24 protein-coding genes are annotated in these 21,855 nt (G+C 63.5%); 14 read left to right on the top strand and 10 right to left on the bottom strand.

All coding sequences use genetic code 11. The features are described 5' to 3' along the window. Positions 1-59: 59 nt before the first annotated feature. Positions 60-2,420, bottom strand: a complete 2,361-nt coding sequence (locus I7X09_RS15435) for a penicillin-binding protein (protein ID WP_200317858.1) — start codon at positions 2,418-2,420, stop codon at positions 60-62. A gap of 293 nt (positions 2,421-2,713) precedes the next feature. On the opposite strand from I7X09_RS15435, the gene I7X09_RS15440 reads away from it, so the two are divergent. Beyond that, complete coding sequence (locus I7X09_RS15440) at positions 2,714-3,037, top strand: WhiB family transcriptional regulator (RefSeq protein ID WP_007732375.1); 324 nt, start codon at positions 2,714-2,716, stop codon at positions 3,035-3,037. A 19-nt stretch (positions 3,038-3,056) separates the two neighbouring features. Here I7X09_RS15440 and I7X09_RS15445 read toward each other — a convergent pair whose 3' ends face one another. Beyond that, positions 3,057-4,235 carry an ArsA family ATPase gene (locus I7X09_RS15445; protein ID WP_007732380.1) on the bottom strand — a complete coding sequence of 393 codons (1,179 nt, stop codon included), beginning with the start codon at positions 4,233-4,235 and terminating at the stop codon, positions 3,057-3,059. Next, positions 4,235-5,248 carry an ArsA family ATPase gene (locus tag I7X09_RS15450; protein ID WP_037130910.1) on the bottom strand — a complete coding sequence of 338 codons (1,014 nt, stop codon included), beginning with the start codon at positions 5,246-5,248 and terminating at the stop codon, positions 4,235-4,237. The genes I7X09_RS15445 and I7X09_RS15450 overlap by 1 nt, the downstream gene beginning before the upstream one ends. Before the next feature lie 53 nt (positions 5,249-5,301). Here I7X09_RS15450 and I7X09_RS15455 point away from each other — a divergent pair, with 53 nt between their 5' ends. The 9 genes from I7X09_RS15455 (at position 5,302) to I7X09_RS15495 (ending at position 12,654) form a co-directional block, all read left to right on the top strand. Beyond that, complete coding sequence (locus I7X09_RS15455; RefSeq protein WP_003943454.1) at positions 5,302-5,466, top strand: hypothetical protein; 165 nt, start codon at positions 5,302-5,304, stop codon at positions 5,464-5,466. Between the two features lie 5 nt (positions 5,467-5,471). Continuing rightward, complete coding sequence (locus tag I7X09_RS15460; RefSeq protein ID WP_095969665.1) at positions 5,472-5,942, top strand: RidA family protein; 471 nt, start codon at positions 5,472-5,474, stop codon at positions 5,940-5,942. After that, a complete protein-coding gene (locus I7X09_RS15465) occupies positions 5,942-6,727 on the top strand; it encodes an MBL fold metallo-hydrolase (protein ID WP_095969666.1) in 786 nt (261 codons plus the stop codon). Before I7X09_RS15460 ends, I7X09_RS15465 begins: the two co-directional genes overlap by 1 nt. Before the next feature lie 126 nt (positions 6,728-6,853). Next, complete coding sequence (locus tag I7X09_RS15470; protein WP_095973774.1) at positions 6,854-8,329, top strand: 2-hydroxymuconic semialdehyde dehydrogenase; 1,476 nt, start codon at positions 6,854-6,856, stop codon at positions 8,327-8,329. Between the two features lie 42 nt (positions 8,330-8,371). Next, positions 8,372-9,145, top strand: a complete 774-nt coding sequence (locus I7X09_RS15475) for a 2-keto-4-pentenoate hydratase (protein ID WP_200312922.1) — start codon at positions 8,372-8,374, stop codon at positions 9,143-9,145. Continuing rightward, entirely contained in the window at positions 9,142-9,594 is a 453-nt protein-coding gene (locus I7X09_RS15480; RefSeq protein ID WP_200312923.1) for a RidA family protein, read from the top strand. Before I7X09_RS15475 ends, I7X09_RS15480 begins: the two co-directional genes overlap by 4 nt. Continuing rightward, positions 9,591-10,112, top strand: a complete 522-nt coding sequence (locus tag I7X09_RS15485) for a 3-hydroxyanthranilate 3,4-dioxygenase (protein ID WP_003943511.1) — start codon at positions 9,591-9,593, stop codon at positions 10,110-10,112. The genes I7X09_RS15480 and I7X09_RS15485 overlap by 4 nt, the downstream gene beginning before the upstream one ends. A gap of 3 nt (positions 10,113-10,115) precedes the next feature. Next, the gene (locus tag I7X09_RS15490) at positions 10,116-11,111 is read left to right on the top strand and encodes an amidohydrolase family protein (protein ID WP_200312924.1); all 996 of its coding nucleotides are present in this window, start codon (positions 10,116-10,118) and stop codon (positions 11,109-11,111) included. Between the two features lie 184 nt (positions 11,112-11,295). Then, a complete protein-coding gene (locus I7X09_RS15495) occupies positions 11,296-12,654 on the top strand; it encodes an MFS transporter (RefSeq protein ID WP_095973489.1) in 1,359 nt (452 codons plus the stop codon). A gap of 57 nt (positions 12,655-12,711) precedes the next feature. Here the strand turns inward: I7X09_RS15495 and I7X09_RS15500 are convergent, their stop codons facing one another. The 6 genes from I7X09_RS15500 to I7X09_RS15525 all read right to left on the bottom strand — a co-directional run bounded on the left by I7X09_RS15500 (position 12,712) and on the right by I7X09_RS15525 (position 17,462). Further along, on the bottom strand, positions 12,712-13,638 hold the full coding sequence (locus I7X09_RS15500; protein WP_095973490.1) for a LysR substrate-binding domain-containing protein: 927 nt from the start codon (positions 13,636-13,638) through the stop codon (positions 12,712-12,714). Positions 13,639-13,688: 50 nt separating this feature from the next. Next, entirely contained in the window at positions 13,689-14,981 is a 1,293-nt protein-coding gene (locus tag I7X09_RS15505; RefSeq protein ID WP_200312925.1) for a carboxylesterase family protein, read from the bottom strand. A gap of 85 nt (positions 14,982-15,066) precedes the next feature. After that, entirely contained in the window at positions 15,067-15,627 is a 561-nt protein-coding gene (locus tag I7X09_RS15510) for a TetR/AcrR family transcriptional regulator (RefSeq protein ID WP_200312926.1), read from the bottom strand. Between the two features lie 31 nt (positions 15,628-15,658). Beyond that, positions 15,659-16,129 (bottom strand): nuclear transport factor 2 family protein, encoded by a 471-nt coding sequence (locus I7X09_RS15515; protein WP_200312927.1) that lies wholly within the window; start codon positions 16,127-16,129, stop codon positions 15,659-15,661. Between the two features lie 130 nt (positions 16,130-16,259). Continuing rightward, entirely contained in the window at positions 16,260-16,934 is a 675-nt protein-coding gene (locus tag I7X09_RS15520) for a Crp/Fnr family transcriptional regulator (RefSeq protein WP_003943506.1), read from the bottom strand. Between the two features lie 255 nt (positions 16,935-17,189). Beyond that, the gene (locus tag I7X09_RS15525) at positions 17,190-17,462 is read right to left on the bottom strand and encodes a hypothetical protein (protein ID WP_019746620.1); all 273 of its coding nucleotides are present in this window, start codon (positions 17,460-17,462) and stop codon (positions 17,190-17,192) included. Between the two features lie 80 nt (positions 17,463-17,542). Here I7X09_RS15525 and nth point away from each other — a divergent pair, with 80 nt between their 5' ends. From nth to I7X09_RS15545, 4 genes are read left to right on the top strand one after another with little or no spacing between them, the layout of a single operon-like run. Then, on the top strand, positions 17,543-18,328 hold the full coding sequence (gene nth, locus I7X09_RS15530) for an endonuclease III (RefSeq protein WP_003943471.1): 786 nt from the start codon (positions 17,543-17,545) through the stop codon (positions 18,326-18,328). Between the two features lie 6 nt (positions 18,329-18,334). Next, positions 18,335-18,988: a TlpA family protein disulfide reductase gene (locus I7X09_RS15535; RefSeq protein ID WP_095973494.1), complete on the top strand. Its 654-nt coding sequence runs from the start codon at positions 18,335-18,337 to the stop codon at positions 18,986-18,988. Next, positions 18,985-19,704: an NUDIX hydrolase gene (locus I7X09_RS15540; RefSeq protein ID WP_124566758.1), complete on the top strand. Its 720-nt coding sequence runs from the start codon at positions 18,985-18,987 to the stop codon at positions 19,702-19,704. Before I7X09_RS15535 ends, I7X09_RS15540 begins: the two co-directional genes overlap by 4 nt. Then, positions 19,701-20,891, top strand: a complete 1,191-nt coding sequence (locus tag I7X09_RS15545; RefSeq protein ID WP_019746623.1) for a MarP family serine protease — start codon at positions 19,701-19,703, stop codon at positions 20,889-20,891. The genes I7X09_RS15540 and I7X09_RS15545 overlap by 4 nt, the downstream gene beginning before the upstream one ends. 19 nt (positions 20,892-20,910) lie before the next feature. Here I7X09_RS15545 and I7X09_RS15550 read toward each other — a convergent pair whose 3' ends face one another. Beyond that, positions 20,911-21,843 (bottom strand): alpha/beta fold hydrolase, encoded by a 933-nt coding sequence (locus I7X09_RS15550; protein WP_095973496.1) that lies wholly within the window; start codon positions 21,841-21,843, stop codon positions 20,911-20,913. Positions 21,844-21,855: the final 12 nt, after the last annotated feature.

The following is a 21,855-nucleotide window of genomic DNA, read 5'->3' on the forward strand; positions in this document are numbered from 1 at the left end:
GAGTCACTCGGAGATCGCGGCCGTTCTTGTTTTCAAAGAGCCGTCAGTTTTCAGGGCCGTCAGTTCGGCGGGGTCCCCGCAGGCGGTGTGGGTTCGCCTCCGGGCGGAGTCGCATCCGGGGGAGTCGCGCCCGGTGCCGGGGCTGCGGGGGATGCGGGTGCTGCCGGAGCCCTCACGGAACCGTCACTGATGTAGATCGTGACGGTCGAACCCGGGATCGCGGACCCGGACGGCGAAACTCCGGTAACCGTTCCCGCCCGTGCTCCGGACGCCGTGGTCACGGAATTGACCGTGAAGCCGGACGCCTGCAGGCGGGACGTCGCGGCCGACTGGCTCAGGCCGACAACCTCGGGAACCTGGCCGTTCTGTGATCCCCGTGCGTACTTCTCGTCGATCGGAGGCAGCGAGGTGGGCCCGAAGTTGTTGGCGACCGGGTTCATTGCCGCGAACCAGGATCTCGCCGGTTCGGTACCGCCGTACAGATTGCCGCTGTAGCAGGGGCGCAGCGGGCTCGAGCAGATCTCGCCTGGCGTCGGGGAGTCGCCGAAGATGTAGACGGCCGCAGCGAGGTTGTTGGTGAAGCCGAGGAACGCCGAGGACTTGTGGGTCTCGGTGGTACCCGTCTTGCCCGACATCGGCAGGCTCCATCCGGCGCTGCTCGCGGCACCGGCTGACGTACCGGCGCCGACGTCGTCGCGGCTCATGGCGTTGGCGAGTGTGTCTGCCAGGCCGGGCTCGACAACTTGCTCACAGCCCTGCTCGGTGACGGCCACCGGCTTGCCGTAGCGGTCGAAGACCGAATCGATGGGACTCGGCGGGCACCACTTGCCGTGCGAGGCGAGGGTGGCCGCGACGTTGGAGAGTTCGAGCGGGTTGATCCAGGTGGGGCCGAGGGTGAACGAACCGAGGTTCTGTTCCTTCTGGAAGTCGGCCATGCTGCGCTCGTCGAAGCCCGAGGTGTTGGGATCGGCGTACGAGCGCATGCCGAGACGGACAGCCATGTCGACCGTCGGCGTGACGCCGGTCGCCTCGATGAGCTTGACGAAAGCGGTGTTGGGGGACTGTGCCAGTGCATCGGTCACGGACAGCGTCGGTGGGTAGTTGCCGGCGTTCTCCACGCAGTACGTCGAGACCGGGCAACCAGCCGCACCACCGCTACCCATGCCCTTGGCTTCGAAGCGCTTGGGCACGTCCAGCGTCGCGTTGATGCCGAGGCCCTTCTCCATCGCCGCAGCCGTCGTGAAGATCTTGAAGACGGAGCCCGCACCGTCACCGGCGAGGGAGTACGGCTGCGCCTGGACGGTTTCGTCGGCGTCGGCATTGAGGCCGTACGTGCGACTGCTGGCCATCGCGATGACCTTGTGTGAATCCTGGCCCGGCCGGATCACGTTCATCACGTTCGCGATGCCGTCGAGGTTGGCACTCGCGTTCGCATTCAGGCCGGCCTTGGTGGACGCCTGGACCTGCGGATCGAGAGTGGTCTTGATGAGGTAACCACCCTCGTTGATCTGGTCGCGCGTGATTCCGGCGTCCGAGAGGTACTTCAGTGCGTAGTCGCAGAAGAATCCGCGATCGCCCGCAGCGATGCAGCCGCGCGGCAAGTTGTTGGGGGTTTCCAGGACGCCGAGGGGCTCTTCCTTGGCTGCGCGGAACTCGTCGGCACGATCCGGAATGTTCGTGATCATGGTGTCGAGAACGGTGTTACGACGCTCGGTCACGCCCTCGACGTTCGTGTACGGGTTCAGAGCGGAGCTGGACTGAACCATGCCGGCCAACATCGCCGATTGGGGAACGGTCAGATCTGCGGCATCGACGCCGAAGTAGGTCTGGGCCGCGTCCTGGATGCCGAAGGATCCGTTGCCGAACGGTACGAGGTTGAGGTACCGGGTGAGGATCTCGTCTTTCGTGAGTTCCTTGTCCAGCGTCAGTGCCATCCGGATCTCGCGGATCTTTCGGGCCGGGGTGGTCTCGATGGCGGCGCGGCGCTCGGCATCCGTCTTGGCCACGACCAACAGCTGGTAGTTCTTCACATACTGCTGATCGAGTGTCGACGCGCCCTGCTGCACTTCACCGGTCGTCGTGTTGGTGAGGAAGGCGCGCAGCGTTCCCTGCCAGTCGACGCCCTTGTGGTCGGGGAACCGGCGGTCCTCGATGGAGACGATCGCCAACTTCATGTTGTTGGAGATCTTCTCGCTCGGGACTTCGAAGCGTCGTTGGTCGTACAGCCAGGCAATGGGATTGCCTGCCGCATCGACCATGGTGGACACCGCGGGGACCGTGCCTTCGACCAGTTCGGCCGAGACGTTGTCGACGGTATCGGCAGCGCGATTGGACGCGAATCCGAATCCGCCGGCCACCGGGAACATCACCCCTGCGACCAGGACACCCGCCAATGCGGAGCTTCCGGCGAGCTTCGCCACTGTTTTTGCAATCGACACGATCTACAGAGTACGTGTGCCCACCCATTGGAACCGGTTTCAGTGTTTTGGGGGTGTTCAAAACCTCCTGAACACGCGCTTTGTACTGCCGTACCAAAAAATGCCCCCGACCGTCTTGCGTTAGGGGCGTTCTTTACCTAAATTGTGATCAGTGTGATCGACGTAACACTCGATCACGAATGTGTCTCAGCTTTCACCGTGCTACCGCGGGGACAGCTGAGATGGTGCGCTGCTCGCCTCATGGCGACGGTCAGACTTTGTAGAGGGGACCCAGAATGTACACAGCCACCCCGAGTAGCCGTTTGGACATCGAGCAGGCCGAGGCACGAATTGCCTGGGTAACTCAGGCACGATGCCGCGAGGTCGACCCCGACCAACTTTTTGTTCGTGGCGCCGCGCAGCGCAAGGCAGCCACCATCTGCCGTCACTGCCCGGTCCTCATGCAGTGCGGAGCCGATGCGCTCGACAATCGCGTCGAGTTCGGTGTGTGGGGCGGAATGACCGAACGTCAGCGCCGTGCGCTGCTCAAGCAGCACCCCGACGTCGACTCCTGGTCCGAGTTCTTCGAAGACCAGCGCCAGCATCACTCAGCAGTCTGATCCAGGTCGATCGGGGGGATCAGCCCTTACGCGTGAGCTGATCTCCCACCGCGCGCAGCGCCTCGAGGTCCGAGACCTCGAACGGTAGCGACGGAACACCGATCAGCGGCACCCTCGGGTGAGCTGCGGTGAATCGACTCAGCAAGGCGATTTCTCGCTTCGCGATCACGGCCCGATGGGCATGGATGCGGAGAACGGCTGCGGTGAGGGCTTCGGCCTCGGTCGCATTTTCCTTCGCTTCCAGTTTGTCGGCGGCGGTCACTGCATGATCGGCAGGCAGAGCCGTCAACGTCGGGTGCGTGCGGTTGAGAACCAAACCGGCCAACGGCATCGAATCACCCGCAAGGCGATCGACGAAGAACGCCGCCTCGCGAAGAGCGTCGGGTTCGGCCGCTGCGATCACCAGGAAATGAGTCCCCGGCTGACGCAGCAACTCGTAGGTCTTCGTGGCGCGTTCACGGAAACCACCGAACATCGAGTCGAGTGACTGCACGAATGCCGATGCATCCGAAAGCATTTGGCTTCCCACGATGGTCGAGACGCCCTTCAGTGCCAATCCCATCGCGCCGGCCACGAGCCTGGTCAGGCCACGGCCGGGTGCCGAGAGCAGCCGGATCATCCGTCCGTCGAGGAATGTTCCCAGCCTCTGTGGAGCGTCGAGGAAGTCGAGCGCATTGCGGGACGGCGGGGTATCGACGATCACCAGATCCCACGCGTCGTTCGACGCCAGCTGCCCCAACTTCTCCATCGCCATGTACTCCTGCGTTCCGGAGAACGATGTGGCAACGGTTTGGTAAAAGGGGTTCGCCAGGATCTGCTCGGCCTTCTCAGGGCTCGAATGCTCGATGACCATCTCGTCGAAAGTCCGACGCATGTTCAGCATCATCGCGTGCAGTTCGCCCGTGGCTTCGGGACCCAGCTTCACCGGCTGCGGAGTGTTGTCGAGTTCGGCCACACCCAAGGCCTGTGCGAGGCGACGGGCCGGATCGATGGTGAGTACGACTACGCGTCGGCCCTCCTCGGCGGCACGCAACGCCAGCGACGCCGCCGTCGTGGTCTTGCCGACGCCACCTGCACCGCAACACACCACGATCCGGGCCGTCGGGTCCTTGATGATCGCCGAAATATCGAGGGCAGGAGCTGCGCGTCGGCCGGTCCTGGAACTGCCGACCGTCACGTTCTCGGTGGTCTCGGTCATCACACGCCCTGTTCCGTGAGGTATTCGGCAAGTTCGTACAGCCCACCGAGATCGACGCCGTCGGCGAGTGCGGGGAGTTGCACCCGAGCCCCGTCGATCTCGCGGAGCTTCTCGGCGCTGGATTCTTGAGCTTCGAGCACCGACGCGTGTTCGATCGTCTCGGTGAGCAGGCCGGCGAAGTCGTCGTCCGACAGATCGATGCCGACATCGGAGAGCGTCGACCGGATCGAAGCTGCATCGATATTGCCGGCTGCAGCACCGGAGAGTTGATCTTCGGGCAAGAACCTCGGGCTGGCGCGGTTGACGATGATGGCACCGAGGTTCAGGTCGTCACGCGCCAGTTCTGCGGCAGCGTCGGCAGTTTCCTGAACGGGCAGCGCTTCGAGAAGTGCAACCAGATGTACGACGGTCTCCGGCGAGTGCAGCAGCCGAACGACGCCCTCACTCTGGGAGTGCACCGGGCCGCCCTTGGCAAGATCGGCCATCGCCTTGGTGACGTCGAGGAAGCTGCCGATTCGTCCGGTCGGGGGAGCGTCGACGACAACGGCGTCGTACACGCGTTTGCCGGTTCGATCGGTGCGGATGACGCACTCCTTGATCTTGCCGGTGAGGAGAACGTCGCGAAGGCCGGGAGCGATGGTGGTGGCGAATTCGATGGCGCCGAACTTACGCATCGCCCGGCCGGCGAAGCCGAGGTTGTAGAACATTTCGAGATATTCGAGGAACGCGGTCTCGATGTCGACGGCCAGAGCCATCACTTCACCGCCGCCTTCGGCGGCCGCGACCTTGGTTTCCTGCGGTGGAAGCGGCGGTACGTCGAAGAGCTGCGCGATTCCCTGGCGGCCCTCGACCTCCACGAGGAGAACGCGCTTGCCGCCTTCGGCCAACGCAAGCGCCAACGCAGCGGCAACCGTGGACTTACCGGTTCCGCCTTTACCTGACACAAAGTGCAGGCGGGCCTTCGTCGCGGACTCGGGCCAGGTCCTGCTCAGCTCATCTTGGGATGCAACCACACCGCGAGCCTATAAGTCTGGGGCCGAAGATGTACGCGGGATAGGCTCACCGCATGAGCGAAATAACTTCCTGGGAATACACCGTGACTCCGTTGCTGGTCCACAATCCGAAGGCAATTCTCGACAACTGGGGTGTCGACGGCTGGGAGCTCGTCGCAGTCCTGCCGAGCGCGTCGGGCGAGCAGCACGTCGCGTACATGAAGCGTCCGAAGGGCTGAATCACATGGCAGAGGCAACACAGACCTGGTCGGAGCGTCTCGCCGAACTGGGCATTGCACTTCCCGCCGTCGCGGCACCCGTCGCTGCGTACGTTCCCGCGGTTCGCAGCGGCAATCACGTGTACACGTCGGGTCAGCTCCCGTTCGTCGACGGAAAACTGACGCTGACCGGCAAGCTCGGCGCGGGCGTGTCGGATGAGGACGCCAAGGCCGCGGCTCGCACCTGCGCGCTCAACGCTCTCGCTGCCATCGACGCCCTGGTCGGCATCGACAACGTCGTTCGTGTCGTCAAGGTTGTCGGCTTCGTGGCATCCGCCGAAGGATTCACCGGTCAGCCCGGCGTGATCAACGGCGCTTCCGAGTTCCTCGGCGAGGTGCTCGGCGACGCCGGTATCCACGCTCGTTCGGCAGTCGGTGTGGCAGAACTTCCCCTCGGCTCTCCGGTCGAGGTGGAACTGATCGTCGAAGTTCGCTGATGTCGACGGTCCATCCCGCCTACGCGCAGCTTCGCCGCGTCACCGACATCGCTTCGGTCTTGCTCGAGAACAATCCGGGCATGATGACGCTGGACGGTACGAACACCTGGATTCTGCATGCTCCCGGCAGCGTCGAGTGTGTTGTCGTCGATCCAGGCGACAACGACGAGGAACACCTGCAACGTGTCGCTGGTATCGGTCCGGTAGCGCTGACCTTGATCACGCACCGGCACTACGACCACACCGGCGGGGTGGACCGTTTCCATGAATTGACTTCGGCTCCAGTGCGTTCCGTCGATCCCACTTTTCTTCGCGGGGGCGCTTCGGCGCTTGTCGACGGTGAAGTGATCGAGGTAGCGGGTCTGAAGTTGCGGATCCTCGCGACGCCGGGCCATACCGCCGACTCGGTGTCGATAGTCGTCGAGAACGACGCGAGCGTGCTGACGGGCGACACCATTCTCGGCCGCGGCACGGCAGTCCTCGACGATTCCGACGGCGATCTGGGGGACTACCTCACCTCGCTGCGATCCCTGGCCGCACTCGGCGAAGGACTGACGGTTCTGCCCGGGCACGGTCCGGACCTGCCCGATCTGCAGACGATTTCGCAGCAGTACCTGGCTCACCGCGAGGAGCGTCTGGACCAGGTGCGAGCCGCTCTGTCGACGTTGGGGGAGTCGGCCTCGGTTCGCGACGTTGTCGAGCACGTCTACTCCGACGTGGACCCGAAGCTGTGGCCGGTGGCGGAAAAATCCGTCAATGTGCAGTTGGCGTATCTGCGTCGCTGAGGCGCTCGGCGCCGACATGGCGAGCTGAGTTGTTTGGCCGAACTGCCGCCATCTATGCCGATCGAGGTATAGCTGGCGGCAGTTTTTGCATTTGTTTGATATGGGTCACGGGCCAATAGTTAGTCCATGACCTCACAATGCGACGGATGGATCCGCAATTACGTGGACGGCTCCTATGTCGAACCCGACGAGTCGTCGAGCTTCGATCAGGTCGACCCGGCAACGGGCCGTGTTCTCGCCCGGGTCCACGAGGCCGACAAGGCCCTGGTCGATCGGGCCGTGACCTCTGCCAGACGCGCTCTGGGCAACGGTTGGGCCGATACGCCGGTTCGAGAGCGGACGGCTCTGCTGCGACGCGCCGCCGACCGGATCGAGGAGCGATTCGAAGAGTTCGTCGCCGCAGAGATGGCGGACACCGGCAAGCCGATCACGCAGGCACGCGAACTCGACGTCGCGCGCGCCCTGACGAACTTCCGCACCTTCGCCGACATCGTCGCCGCGGCCGGACAGGAATCGTTTGTCACGGATCTCGCGGGTGGTAAGCAGGCGCTGAACTACGCGATCCGCAAGCCGCTCGGCGTCGTCGCCGTGATCGTTCCGTGGAACTTGCCGCTGCTTCTCCTGACCTGGAAGGTCGCGCCCGCGCTCGCGTGCGGAAACTCCGTGGTGGTCAAGCCCTCCGAGGAAACCCCGGCGACTGCGTCGTTGCTGGCCGAGGTACTCGAAGAAGTAGGCCTGCCTGCCGGCGTCTACAACGTCGTCCACGGGTTCGGTGCGAACTCCGCCGGCGAGTTCCTCACCACGCACCCCGGCATCGACGGCGTCACCTTCACCGGATCTTCGGCAACGGGTTCGCATGTCATGAAAACCGTTGCGCCGCGGGTCCGTCCGGTCTCGTTCGAACTGGGAGGCAAGAACGCCGCGATCGTCTTCGACGATGTCGACATCGACGAAGCGTTGACGGGTCTGACCAAGTCGGTGTTCACCAACACCGGCCAGGTCTGCCTGTGCACCGAGCGGGTGTACGTGCACCGCAGTATTTTCGACGACATCGCCGGTGGACTCGTCGAGCGGGCAGCAGGATTGCGTCTGGGCGACCCGACGCTCGATGCAACGACGACCGGACCGCTCATCTCGCAGGCGCACCGGAAGAAGGTTCTCGACTACTTCGAGATTGCCGAGCAGGAGGGTGCGAAAGTGCTTACCGGTGGCGGCATTCCGGATCTCGGGCAGGAGCTTGCCGGCGGGTCGTGGATCGAACCCACCCTGTGGACGGGTTTGACCAACAAGGATCGCGCCGTGCGCGAGGAGATCTTCGGACCCGTTGCGGCACTCATTCCGTTCGAGACCGAAGCCGAGGCGATCGCACTGGCAAACGACACCGAGTACGGCCTCGCTGCCTCTGTGTGGACCAACGACCTGCGCCGTGGACACCGCGTCGCGCAGAAGATGAACGTCGGAATCTCCTGGGTCAACACGTGGTTCACCCGTGAACTGCGATCTCCCTTCGGCGGTATGGGCTTGTCCGGCATCGGACGTGAGGGTGGCGAGTCCTCGCTGCACTTCTACACCGAACCGACGAACGTATGTGTGCAACTGTGAACATCGAAACCGCAAAAGTTTTCCAGAAATGAGCGAGGCGTGATGACAGCCCAAGAAGACACCGTATCCGCACTCGCACGTCGCCTCGACGACGCTCAACAGAGTCGCACCGACACCCCGAGCCTCGCCGACGAACACACCATCGACATCGACGAGGCCTACCGGATCCAGAACGAACTCCTCGAACGACGCACCAGCCGTGGCGAATCGATTGTGGGCATCAAGCTCGGCTTCACCAGTCAGGCGAAGATGGCGCAGATGGGTGTGTCCGAAGTGATCGTCGGTCAGCTGACCGACACGATGTGCGTGAGCAACGGCGGCGAAGTCGACCTGAGGACGTTCATTCATCCCAAGATCGAACCCGAAGTGGCATACCGCCTGTCGAAGGACGTCGATCTCGACGATCCGAACGTCGACATCGAAAGCTGTGTCGACGCGCTGGCTCCGGCAATGGAGATCATCGACTCGCGCTACCGCGACTTCCGCTTCACCTACACCGACGTCGTCGCCGACAACACCAGCGCGGCCGGATACGTGATCGGGCGGTGGCTGCCGCTGCAGAACGTCGAGAACCGATCCGTGCGTATGGAAGTCGGTGGCGAGACGGTGCTCGGAACCACGGCGGCCATTCTCGGCGATCCGGCGCGAGCTTTGCATGCGCTGCTCGACATCGCGCGTCGACGCCGAATTCCGTTGCGCGCCGGTCAGGTAATTCTGGCCGGTGCCGCCACCGCAGCTGTGCGACTCGACGAGGGCGTCGCCCAGTGCACCATCGACGGCCTCGGAACCGTCACGGTGAAAGGTGTGAAGCGATGAGTGGGGCGCAGGTCATCGAGAAGCTGGCAAAGCCGCGCGGAAAGTTCCCGCACGTCAGAGTGGTCGGTGACTTCGTCTACGTCTCCGGTACCAGCTCGCGTCGGCCCGACAACACGTTTGTCGGCGTCGAGGTCGACGAGATGGGGACGACGGCGCTCGACATTCGGGCCCAGACCCGTGCCGTCATCGAAAACATCGCGGCAATCCTCGCCGAAGTGGGCGGAGAACTCGGTGATCTGGTTCAGGTCACCTCCTACCTGGTGTCGATGAACGACTTCGGCGGATACAACGAGGTGTACGCCGAACTGTTCGACGAAAACGGTCCGACGAGAACGACTGTGGCTGTTCACCAACTGCCCCACCCTCACCTGCTCATCGAAATTTCCGGCGTGGCGTACGTGCCCGCCTCCAGGCGCTCAGCGTCCGAAGATACGGAGAATGCATCATGACCACGATTCCTCCCGTCATCGACTTCAAGAAGTGGATCGACGACAACCGCCACCTGCTGCAGCCGCCTGTGAACAATCAGACGATGGCGCTCGGAGACGACTTCATCGTGCAGGTCGTCGGCGGCCCCAACCAGCGGACCGACTATCACCTCGATCCGTACGAGGAGTGGTTCTACCAGCTCGAAGGCGACATCCACGTCAACGTGATGACCGAAGACGGTCCTCAGCGTGTCGATATTCGCGAGGGCGAAACCTGGTTGCTGCCAGGAGACATTCCGCATTCGCCCCAGCGTCCCACCGCGGGCTCGATCGGCCTGGTCATCGAACGCGTCCGCAAGGAAGGCACGCTCGAGAAGTTCCAGTGGTACTGCCTCGAATGCGACCACAAGATTCACGAGGTCGAACTTCAGGTGCGCGACATCGTGGCCGACCTGCCGCCGGTGTTCGTCAAGTTCTACGAGAGCGAAGAAGCCCGCACGTGTGACAAGTGCGGCACGCTCCATCCCGGCAAGGGCTGAGCTATGAGCAACCTGATCGACATCCACACCCATTACGTGCCCAACGGGTGGCCGGATCTGACCGAAGACGCGGGGCCGCAAGCGCCGTGGCTGAAGGTCGAGTCGGAAGCCGAAGCAATGATCATGATGGGCACCAAGGAGTTCCGCCGCATCCAGTCCGATGCCTGGAACGCCGAGGTGCGGCTTCGGGACATGGATGCCGACGGCGTGCAGACGCAGGTCGTCTCACCTACTCCGGCGTTTTTCAACTACGGCCGGAGCGGTGAGCAGGCAAGCCGCATTGCACGGATCTTCAACGACCTCGCACTCGAGATCGTGGAGCCGGCGAAGGATCGGTTGATTCCGTTCTGCCAGGTGCCTCTGCAGGACACCGACGCAGCGTGCCGTGAGTTGGAGCGGTGCATCGCGAACGGGCACCGCGGTGTCGAGATCGGCAATCATGTCGGCGATCTGGACCTCGACAGCGAGGGCGTGGTGACGTTCCTGCAACACTGTGCGTCGCTGGACGTGCCGGTCTTCGTGCACCCGTGGGACATGGCCAACTCCCCGCGTCTCGACCGGTGGATGGCGCAGTGGCTCACCGCGATGCCGGCCGAAACGCACCTGTCGATACTCGCACTGATTCTCGGTGGGGTGTTCGACAAGATCGACGATCGTCTGAAGATCGGATTTGCGCACGGTGGTGGATCTTTCGCGTTCTGGTTGGGACGGATGGAAAACGCCTGGCACGGCCGCAACGACATCATCGGTACGTCGGAGTTCCCTCCTTCGCACTACCTGGGAAGGTTCTACGTGGATTCCGTCGTCTTCGACGAGCGTGCGCTGCGACTGTTGGTGGACACGGTGGGGGTGGACCGTGTGATGGTGGGTAGCGATTACCCGTACCCCTTGGGGGAGCGTCCGGTCGGTGAGGTGGTTCGCAAGAGTGAGTTCTTGGACGATACTGCGCGCCAACTGATTTCGCGGGGGAATGCCGAACGCTTCCTGGGTCTCGCCTGAGGCCCCGGCTATACCCTTTCCGGTATGGCGGACGGTGAATTCGGCATTTGTGAGTCATGTCTCGAGCGAGCACAATTCCAAACACAACGATCGACGACGCTCGTGATGCCGACAATCCCGAAGACGGGGTCGGTGACTACAGATTTCATCGTCCGCCTGCCCCATCCAATCGATAGGTTCCGCGATGTCAGACAAGATATCCAACAGCACGACGAGTGACGGAAAGCCGTTGCCGGAGAAAGCTGCCCGCAGCCGAGTTGCCATGGCAACCCTGGCCGGCACAACTCTCGAATGGTACGACTTCTTCCTCTACGGCACAGCCGCCGCGCTGATCTTCAACAAACAATTCTTTCCGAGCCTGAGCCCCACGGCCGGCACGCTGGCTGCCTTCAGCACCTTCGCCGTCGGGTTCATCGCACGGCCGGTAGGTGGACTCGTGTTCGGGCACTTCGGTGACCGGATCGGGCGCAAGGCCACGCTCGTGGTCTCGCTGGTGATGATGGGCGTCGGGTCCACACTCATCGGCCTCATCCCGAACTACGACTCCATCGGGTTCTGGGCGCCCGTCCTCCTGGTGGCCATGCGCGTCGTTCAGGGCATCGGTCTTGGCGGTGAAGGCGCCGGCGCGACACTCATGTCGATGGAGCATGCGCCGGCCGGGCAGAAGAATCTGTATGCAGGTTTCCCACAGATGGGCACACCTGCCGGACTGGTTCTCGCCAACGGCATTTTCCTGACGACCAACGCCGTGATGTCGGACTCCGCATTCGCGTCGTGGGGTTGGCGAATCCCCTTCCTGCTGAGCTTCGTTCTGGTGGCGATCGGTTTGGTGATTCGCCTGCGCGTCACCGAGTCTCCGTCATTTGCCGGGGTCATGGAGAAGGGCGAAATAGTTCGCTTCCCGCTGCGTGAGTCGCTCAAGGTCGGCTTCCCCCGTTTGTCTCTCACGCTTGCCGCGTGCTTGGCGAACTCCGCCGTGGCGTACGCCTTCATGGTGTTCACTCTGTCGTACGGCACTCAACATCTGGGCTACGACAAGCAGTTCCTGGTGCTCAGCGTGACCGCTGCAGCAGTCCTGTGGTTCCTTTCCATCCCGTTCTGGACCAAGATCGCCGACAAGTACGGGCGTCGACACATGTTCATCGGCGGGTCTGCCGCAATCCTGTTGTGGTGCATCGTGTTCTTCCCGCTCCTCAACACCGAGAACAAAGTGGTCGCCGTCATCGCGTTCCTGGGTATGGGCCTGATCGTTCCGGTCACACATTGTGTCCAGGGCAGCATCATCGCCGACACCTTCCCGGCCAAGGTCCGCTATTCCGGCTCGTCTCTGATTCTCCAGAGTGGTGCGATTCTCGGTGGTGGACTGGCGCCGATGATCGCCACGGCTCTGCTCGACGCCACTGGATCTTCGGCGGGTGTGACCTGGTATCTCGCCGGGGTGTGCACGATCAGCCTGGTCGGCGCCATCGCCCTGTTCAAGATTGTCCCCGATTCGTCGCGGGGCTTGGAGCACGAGGAAATTCGCGTCTCCGAAAACGCCTGAGTACCGGATTGATCCGATCGGCCCGTTCCCCCTGGAGGGAACGGGCCGATCGGCGTTTCACGGTCGCATGAGCTCGGCTGCAAAGGACTCCAGCGTCGCGATGAGGGCCTGAGCGGACGGACTCGACGTGCGAGTCGCCGACGATGTGATGCCGACGCTGTGCCCGATCGGATCGAGTGTGATGGACAGGGTGGTCAAGCGCGCGTCGTCGCGGGGGATGAGGCTCGGCAGTACCGCGATCATGTCGGTCTCGACCAGCAGTTGACGCACGGTGAGGAAAGAGGTTGCCTCGACCCGATTTTCGGGCAACGGCAAGCCGTTGCGGGCGAAGAACTCCTCCAGCTCGCGGCGGAGCACTGTCTCGACCCCGGGCAGGATCCAGGGGAAGCCGCGCAACTCTTCGAGTTGGACGTCCTCACGAAGAGCGAGCGGGTGATCCACGCGGGTGACGAGTTCGACGGATTCGGCGTAGAGGTTCCGTCGTATCGCGGTGTCATCGGTAGGTGAGGTGAGCCGGCCGACGATCAGGTCGATTCGGCCCGCTTCCAGATCGGTGAGCAACTGTTCGGGCGTACCTTCGCGCACGACGACGGTGAGCAGCGGGTGGTGAACCTTCAGGCGTGCGATTGCGCCGGGAAGCAGCACGTTGGATCCGGCGAGATGTGTTCCCACGATGACCGTTCCGCGATTGGCGTCGGCAAGTTCGACGACGTGCCGCCCGGCTTCGGTCAGCTGCGCGATCACGGCCCGCGCATGAGTTGTGAAGGCCTCGCCGAAAATGGTCGGGGTGATTCCGCGTGGGCCGCGGTCGAAGAGCGAGACACCGAGAATGGACTCGATGTCGTGCAGACTACGAGTCGCAACGGGTTGCGTGATGTGAAGTGCAGCAGCGGCACCGACCACACTGCCCTGACGGCTCAACGCGTCGACGAGCAGTAGATGGCGGAGTTTGAGTCGCCCGTCGAGGAGCTTGGGCATGTCCATGGAGCAATCCTAGACGGGATTGCGGCGAGTGGGTAGGCGCCCGAAGTTGCTCAGGAGAAGGTGATTCCGATCGGTTGGGCCGGGGTGTACTTCTCCCACGTTTCGCTGTTGCCCGGACTTCCCGTGTGCGCAAACGACGTCCAGTGTCGGCGTATCCGTCGGCCCAGTGCGTCGATGCTCTGCCAGTCGCTGCTGCCCAGCATCGGTGAGCCCTGCCAGGACTGCTCGGTTCCCAACACGAAGGGTAGTTCGATGCAGTGGGTGGCTCCGAAGACGTCTTCCGTCGGTGCCCAGTCGAAGCGATACGTGTACACCGACGCGCCGGCCGCGGTGAAGGTATCGGCCAGCTCCATCGCCGGTTCGGCAAACATGTTCTGTGTCAGTGCTTTTTCGGCGACGCGTTCGGGATCGGGTGCTCCCGCCACGTCGCGCAGGAAAGCGGATCCCTCGTCGCGGGTGTATCCCACGATGACGTCAGGCGCTGCGTCGAAGGTCCGGGTCACGGGTTCCAGTTCGGAAATCGGTGCGAAGGGCGGTTGCACGACATTGGGGGACCGCCGGCTGAACTCGATTGCCGTGCCGCGGAATGCGTCGAGGATGTGGGAAAGTGGCGCGGTCCGAGGATCTCCGTCGAGCAGTCGGGCAAACGTCTCGCCGTTCTTGATCGCGGCAGCCTGCGTGAAGTTGAGGTCCGGCCGCGGGGTGCTCTGCAGAATTGCTCGACGGAACAGAGTTCGAGAGTTGTTACTGCCCAACAGATTCACAATGGAATGAGCGCCGGCCGACTGCCCGAATACGGTGACCGAATCGGGGTCGCCACCGAATGCCTCGATGTTCTCGCGTACCCACTCGAGCGCCGCGATCTGATCGTGGACCCCGAGATTGCCTTCGCTGACGCCGTCGAGGAGGAGGTATCCGAGCACACCGACGCGATAGTTGACCGACACCACGACGACGTCGCCCTCGGCTGACAAAGCCCCGCCGTCGTACCAGGGGAGGGAGCCGCCGCCACTGGAGTATCCGCCGCCGTGCAGCCACACCATCACCGGGCGGCGACCGTTCAGCGACGGGGTTGTGACCGTGACGGTGAAGCTGTCCTCGCTGAGCTCCGGTTCGGGGAGTGGAGGTCCCATGATCCGTTCGAGACGTGAAGGTGGTTGGGGGAACACCGTTCCGAGAGCCGTGGCGTCGAAGACGTCGGAGAACGGTTCCACCGGGCGAGGTTTCTCGAAACGCCCCGCGCGGGCATAGGGGATCGCACCGAAGTAGTAGGAACCGTCACGCTTTCGGCCGCGGATCTTCCCCGAAGCTGTGGATGCGATCACCGTCTCGGACGAGAGCATGGGTTCCTTTCGTCTTGTGCGTGCCTTGTCGAGCATGCCAGGTGGATGCCGTGGCACAAATGCCTTTGTGGTCGTGCGGTATGCGTTACGGCGTGAGTGCCTGCATCAGTCGATCTTCGAGTTTCGTCGTCACTCGGCTGTATACGGCACCGTCGTCCAGCGCTCGAGACATCACGATTGCGCCTTGGATCCCGGCCACGGCTTCTTCGGCGAGTCCGATGGAATCTTCGGCGCCGGCGAGTGTCGCCGCGAGAGCGGCTGTCCATTCGTCGAAGTAGGTTCGAACTTTGGCGCCGAAGCGGTTTCGCTCTTCACCGAGTGCAAATGCGCCGAACAGGCAAATGCGTTGCCCGGACCGAAAGTAGTCGGCGACGGTAGCGAACATGCTCTCGATGCGCTGCCGCGGTGGAACCGACTCTGCTCGAAGCGGTTCGAAGACTTCGGTGCGAAACCATCCGTCGACCTCGTCGAGTACGGCCTCGGCCATCTCTTCCTTCCCTCGGGGAAAGAAGTTGTAGAGACTGCCTTTGCCCAAACCGGTGTGTTCGGTGATGACGGCCAGGCTTGCTCCGTCGAACCCGTAGGTTCGAAACACGTTCGCGAGGGCGGGGATCGTGTCCGAGCGTTCAGCTACCTGTCTGGCCATGGATTCATCCTTTCATCACAGGGCCATTCCATTACAGGCCCAGCTCGCTCAGGCCTGGATGATCCTGCGGGCGTGGTCCTGTCGAATCCCAGAAGAACTTTCGGTCGTTCTCCGCGATGGCGACGTCGTTGATGCCGGCATGACGGTGGTGCATGAGGCCGTCGGAGTCGAACTCCCAGTTCTCGTTGCCGTAGGAGCGGAACCACTGCCCGTCGTGATCGTGCCACTCGTAGGCAAATCGAACCGCGATGCGGTCGCCGTCGTGGGCCCACAGTTCTTTGATCAGGCGGTAGTCCAGCTCGCGGGTCCACTTCTCGGTCAGAAGTTCGACGATCTCGGATCGGCCGATGACGAACGTGGACCGATTGCGCCACCAACTGTCCGGCGTGTAGGCCAGCGACACTTTGTGCGGATCGCGTGAGTTCCATCCGTCCTCGGCGAGGCGGACCTTCTGGACGGCGGTTTCGTGGGTGAAGGGCGGAATCGGTGCTCGGACGGTCATTACGTGGCCTCTCGATCAGACGTGTACCTATCGGTACAGATTTTACCGATAAGTACAACGAGAGTCCAGGGAATGACTTCGGCCGCCCCCACCGAAGTGGGAGCGGCCGAAAGAGTCGAGAAGGAAGAAACTAGCGCGCGCGACGAGCCAGACGCTCGGAATCCGAGATCAGAACGCTCTTGCCTTCGAGGCGCAGCCATCCGCGGTGTGCGAAATCGGCGAGCGCCTTGTTGACGGTCTCGCGGGAAGCGCCGACGAGCTGGGCGATCTCTTCCTGTGTGAGGTCGTGAGTGACGCGCAGGGCGCCACCTTCCTGAGTGCCGAAGCGCTGCGCGAGCTGCAGGAGCGCCTTGGCGACACGGCCGGGAACGTCCGTGAAGATCAGGTCGGCCAGGGTGTTGTTGGTACGACGCAGTCGGCGGGCGAGAACGCGCAGCAGCTGCTCGGCGATCTCGGGGCGCTGCTGGATCCATGCCTTGAGAGCGTCGCGATCCATGCTCACGGCGCGAACCTCGGTGACGGTCGTCGCCGTCGAGGTGCGGGGGCCGGGGTCGAAGATGGACAGTTCGCCGAACATGTCGGACGGGCCCATGATCGTCAGCAGGTTCTCGCGACCGTCGGGTGAGCGTCGACCGATCTTCACCTTGCCGGACACGATGATGTACAGGCGGTCACCGGGCTCACCTTCGTTGAAGATGACATGTCCACGGGGGAAGTCGACGGGCTGCAGCTGCTTTGTCAGCGCCGCTACCGCTGAGGGCTCGACTCCTTGGAAGATGCCGGCTCTTGCCAGGACGTCGTCCACGTGCGCTCCTTGTTGGGATTTGTTCGTTTGTGGTGTCATTTTTGCGCTATCTATCTTTGTACCCGTGCTGCGCACAAACCGTCGCACACAGGCTCAGCCCTCATGAGTGAGACACTGTGTCCAATGCAATCTGTGTTCAATGCAACAGGTACGGCATCGAAGTCTACGTCCCGATAGCTCGCGGCGAGTGATTGATGCCACGTAAGAGCCGAAAATTCTTCCGGAATCCGCTGCGGTGACTACTTTGTATGGCCGTCAACTTGCCCGTTGTGTCCGGATTTCGCCCAGGCTGGCGCTCTCGGGAGCCTCCGACTGACGGCCCTTCCGCTTCCGGTGGAAGCGGGCGAAAGCATGGGGAAACCCATCGCTTGCCAGGCGGGCGACATCGTCGTGACTTGCCTGATCGAGGAAGTCTTCTACTTCGTGCTCTTGAACCGAGAGCCGACGCAATCGCCCTTCGACTCGTTCCATCGCCAGGGCAAAGAGCATCAGCAGTAGCGGAAAGAGAATTACTGCGAGTCCTTGCATAGGGGGAAGTAAACACGTCGAAGGTCTCAGAATCGACACGACGGAGTCTCCACTCATGTCGTATCCGTACAGTTGTCTGAGTGCAGACCACCCCGACAGGCAGTTCAGAGCAGCGGAAGAAACCGCGTTCGGGGGGTGCGCGGAAGGAAGAATCACACCTTGGATTGGTACGCCGGGCGCGTCGGATGAATCGTGAGCTCGCGGTAGCTTTCCCGCACGTGTATTGCGAACTCGACTTCACGACTCCGTTGGAACTGGCAGTGGCGACAATTTTGTCGGCGCAGTGCACGGACGTCCGCGTCAACATGGTCACCCCCGCGCTCTTCGCGCGTTATCCCGACGCGAAGGCATACGCGGAAGCCGATCGGACGGAACTCGAGGAGTACATCCGCTCCACCGGCTTCTACCGGAACAAGACGACGTCGTTGATCGGACTCGGTCAGGCACTACTCGAACGCCACGACGGTCAGGTCCCGAACAAGCTCGAAGATCTCGTGAAACTCCCAGGCATCGGACGCAAGACCGCGAACGTCGTGCTGGGCAATGCCTTCGACATTCCGGGAATCACCGTCGACACCCACTTCGGCCGGCTCGTGCGGCGGTGGAAGTGGACCGAGGAAGAAGATGCCGTCAAGGTGGAACACGCCGTCGGGGCACTGATCGAACGTAAGGAATGGACACTGCTCTCGCATCGCGTGATCTTTCACGGCCGACGGGTCTGCCACGCGCGCAAGCCCGCGTGCGGTGTGTGCGTACTGGCCAAGGACTGCCCGTCGTACGGGCTCGGCCCGACCGACAAAACCGAGGCCGCGGCCCTGGTGAAAGGCCCCGAGACCGATCATCTGCTCGCCCTGGCAGGGTTGTGATCGCCGATGACAAGTGCTGGAAGATGGTCTCTCGCTGCGCTCGTGGTCGTCGCGGCTCTCGTCGTGGCGATCTGGCCGCGCGGGGGAGACGACACGACGCCCACCTCGACAGGTCCGTCGTCGTCGGCGTATCAGCCGCCGACGTTCACTCCGTCGTCGGAATCGCTCGATCAACTCCGTAGCCAGGCGGCTCTGGCCCCCTGCCCGACTCCGACCGGTGAAGCGCCTGCCGGCTCCGCTCTCGCCGGAATCACCCTCGACTGCGTGTCCGACGGAGCGCCCGTCGACCTTGCCGCAGCGGTGGGCGGAAAACCGACTCTTCTCAACCTGTGGGCGTACTGGTGCGCGCCGTGCGCCGAAGAGCTTCCGTACCTTCAGGAATTCGCGGAGCGCGCCGACGGCAGCATCAACGTGCTGACTGTGCACTCGGATCCGAATCAGGAGAACGCTTTGACGCGACTCATCGACTACTCGGTGCGTTTGCCCGGCGTACAGGACGGTGACGGCAAGGTGCGGATCGCGGTGGGCGCACCGCCGGTGCTGCCTGTCTCGGTGCTCGTGCGCGCTGATGGAACGGTCGCCAAGGTCTTGCCCCAACCCTTCCGCAGTGCGGACGAAATCGCCGCCGCTGCGGCGCAATATCTGGGAGTCGTCGTATGAGTACACCGGTTCCCGAGTGGTTGCGTGCTGTCGCCGACAATCAACCCACCGATCCCCACCGGATCAACCCCGTCCTCGAGCGTCGCGCGCCGCGCGGCACCGTGACGCGTCCGGCCGCGGTGCTCGTGCTCTTCGGCGGACCTCGCGAGGCCGACCCTCTTGCCGTCGGCGGATTGCCCGAGGGCGCAGACGTGTTGCTGACCCAACGTGCGTCGACGATGCGTCAGCACAGCGGACAGGTCGCATTCCCGGGCGGCGCCGCCGATCCGGGCGACGACGGCCCCATCGGCACCGCGCTGCGTGAAGCGCAGGAGGAGACCGGGCTCGATCCGAGCGGAGTTCAGCCGCTCACCGTGCTGCCGGAGATCTTCATCCCGCCGTCGGGTTTCGACGTGACGCCGGTGCTCGGCTACTGGGAGCAGCCGACGGCGGTGGGCATTCAGGACGAAGGCGAGGTCGGACGGGTGGCCAGGGTGCCGCTGCGCACGTTGCTCGACCCCGACAACCGGTTTCAGGTTCGCCACCCCCTCGGATACCAGGGCCCGGCGTTCCGCGCCGACGGCATGCTGGTCTGGGGGTTCACAGCAGGAATCCTCGCGGCGCTGTTCACGGTGTCGGGCTGGGAGATTCCGTGGAACTACGAGGACGTGAGAGACCTGGACACAGCGCTGTCCGAGTTCGGTGAAGGTGTCGAGGATTCGGCGGTGCCGCGATGACAGGTTCTCGTTGGGTGGACATCGCCATCGTTCTGGTCGCCCTCATCGCGGCCACGTCCGGATGGCGTCAGGGCGCGGTGGCGTCGGCGTTGGCGTTCGTCGGCGTGATACTCGGCGCCGTCGCCGGAATTTTGTTGGCGCCACACCTGCTCGTGCACGTCACCGAAGGCAAGCTGCGCATCCTCGCGGGCATCTCGCTGATCGTGGTGTTGGTCATCATCGGCGAAGTCGCCGGCATGGTGCTCGGCCGCGCGGCGCGCAGCGGAATGCACAGTCCGACGGCCCGATCCGTCGACAGCGTCATCGGTGCGGGTCTACAGGCGGTGGCTGTCGTGGTCGCGGCGTGGTTGCTCGCGATTCCGCTTACTTCCTCGTCGCAGCCGAATATTGCCGCCGCTGTTCGTGGTTCGGACGTTCTCGCCAGTGTGGACGAACTGGCGCCGCAGTGGCTGCGCCGCATCCCGACCGAGTTCTCGGCGTTGCTCGACACCTCCGGCCTGCCGGACGTCATCGGCCCGTTCGGGCGCACGCCCATCACCGAGGTCGAAGCACCCGACGCGAGCGTTCTGGCCAGTCCGTTGGCTGCGCAGCTGCGCCCGAGTGTTCTACGCATCAACGGCGTCGCACCGAGTTGCCAGCGCGCGCTCGAGGGATCCGGATTCATCGTCGCCCCCGAACGCGTCATGACCAACGCCCACGTGGTGGCCGGAACCGAGAGCATCACGGTGGACACCATGGAGGGCGCACTGCCCGCGCAGGTGGTTCTCTTCGACTCCGCCGTCGACATCGCGATTCTGGCGGTTCCGGGATTGGACGCACCGGTGCTGCCGTTTGCTCCGGAGCAGGCTCAGACCGGAGACAACGCGTTGGTGCTCGGTTACCCCGGCGGCGGTCCGTACACGGCCAGCGCAGCCCGCGTTCGTGAGGTTCTGAACCTGAACGGACCGGACATCTACAAGGCCGGAACCACTCAACGTGAGGTCTACACCGTCCGCGGATCCATCAGGCAGGGCAACTCCGGTGGGCCGATGGTCGACGATCAGGGGCGGGTCCTCGGCGTCGTGTTCGGTGCTGCCGTCGACGACAGCGACACCGGATTCGTCCTCACCGCCCAGGAAGTCTCGCGCCAGTTGAACGCAGCTGCGTCGGCCTCGACGCCCGTGCCGACAGGCGCCTGCATTCTGTAGCGATCAGGTCTCGTAGCGGTCAGTTCTCGTTGAGGAAGTCCCCGAGTTCGCGGTTGACGCGCTCGGGGGCTTCCTGATGCGCGTAATGGCCGACTCCGGCAATGGTGCGCAGTTTCTCGCCGGGAGCCCAGTGCTTGTCGCGTCGCACGGTACGGGTGAGCACGTACGGGTCGAGCTCGCCGTGAATCTGGACGATCGGAATGCGAAGAACCTGATCCATCAAACGCATGAAACGTCGGCCCTCGGGGCGGAGCTGGCTGCGGAAGGCCCAACGCTGGTACTCCAGCGTGGAATGTGCGACGCCCGGAATCCGGATCGCGGACCGCATCTTGCTCATGGCGTCCGCGAATTCGGGTTGTTGCGGCCAGGTGGGGCCGGACCGCGAGCGAACCAGACGCTCCACTTCGGCGCCGTTGTCGGCCGTCAGCCGTCGCTCGGGGCGCAGCGGCACCTGGTAAGCCAGGAACGAAGGCAACAGCGCGCGACGCTGATACGGGTCGCGCACGACGGCTTTCTTGAGCGCCATCGGGTGTGGTGACGAGATCAGCGCGATCGATCGCACCAGGCGTGGATGCAGGAGCGCGGTCGCCCAGCACACCAACCCGCCGTCGGCATGACCGATCAGCGTGGCCTTGCCGTACCCCATCGCACGAATGAGACCGGCTACGTCGCCGGCGAGCGTCCAACCGTCGTAGCCGCGAGGGGGCTTGTCGGAATCGCCGTACCCACGAAGATCCATCGCGACGACGCGGAAGCCCTGCTCGGACAGTGCCGTCAATTGATGGCGCCAGGACCACCAGAAATCAGCGAATCCGTGCAGAAGCACCACCAACGGAGCATCCGGCTCCGCGTCGCCTACCTCGACGACGTGAAACCGGATGCCGTTGGCGTGAATGTCCCGGTGAATCCAGGGGCCGTCGAACCTGACGGTGGATGGATCTGGGGCTGCCACTTTCGATCAGAC

The sequence above is a fragment of the Rhodococcus sp. P-2 genome (genome assembly GCF_016598535.1).
GTDB classification, from domain to species: Bacteria; Actinomycetota; Actinomycetes; order Mycobacteriales; family Mycobacteriaceae; genus Rhodococcus_F; species Rhodococcus_F baikonurensis.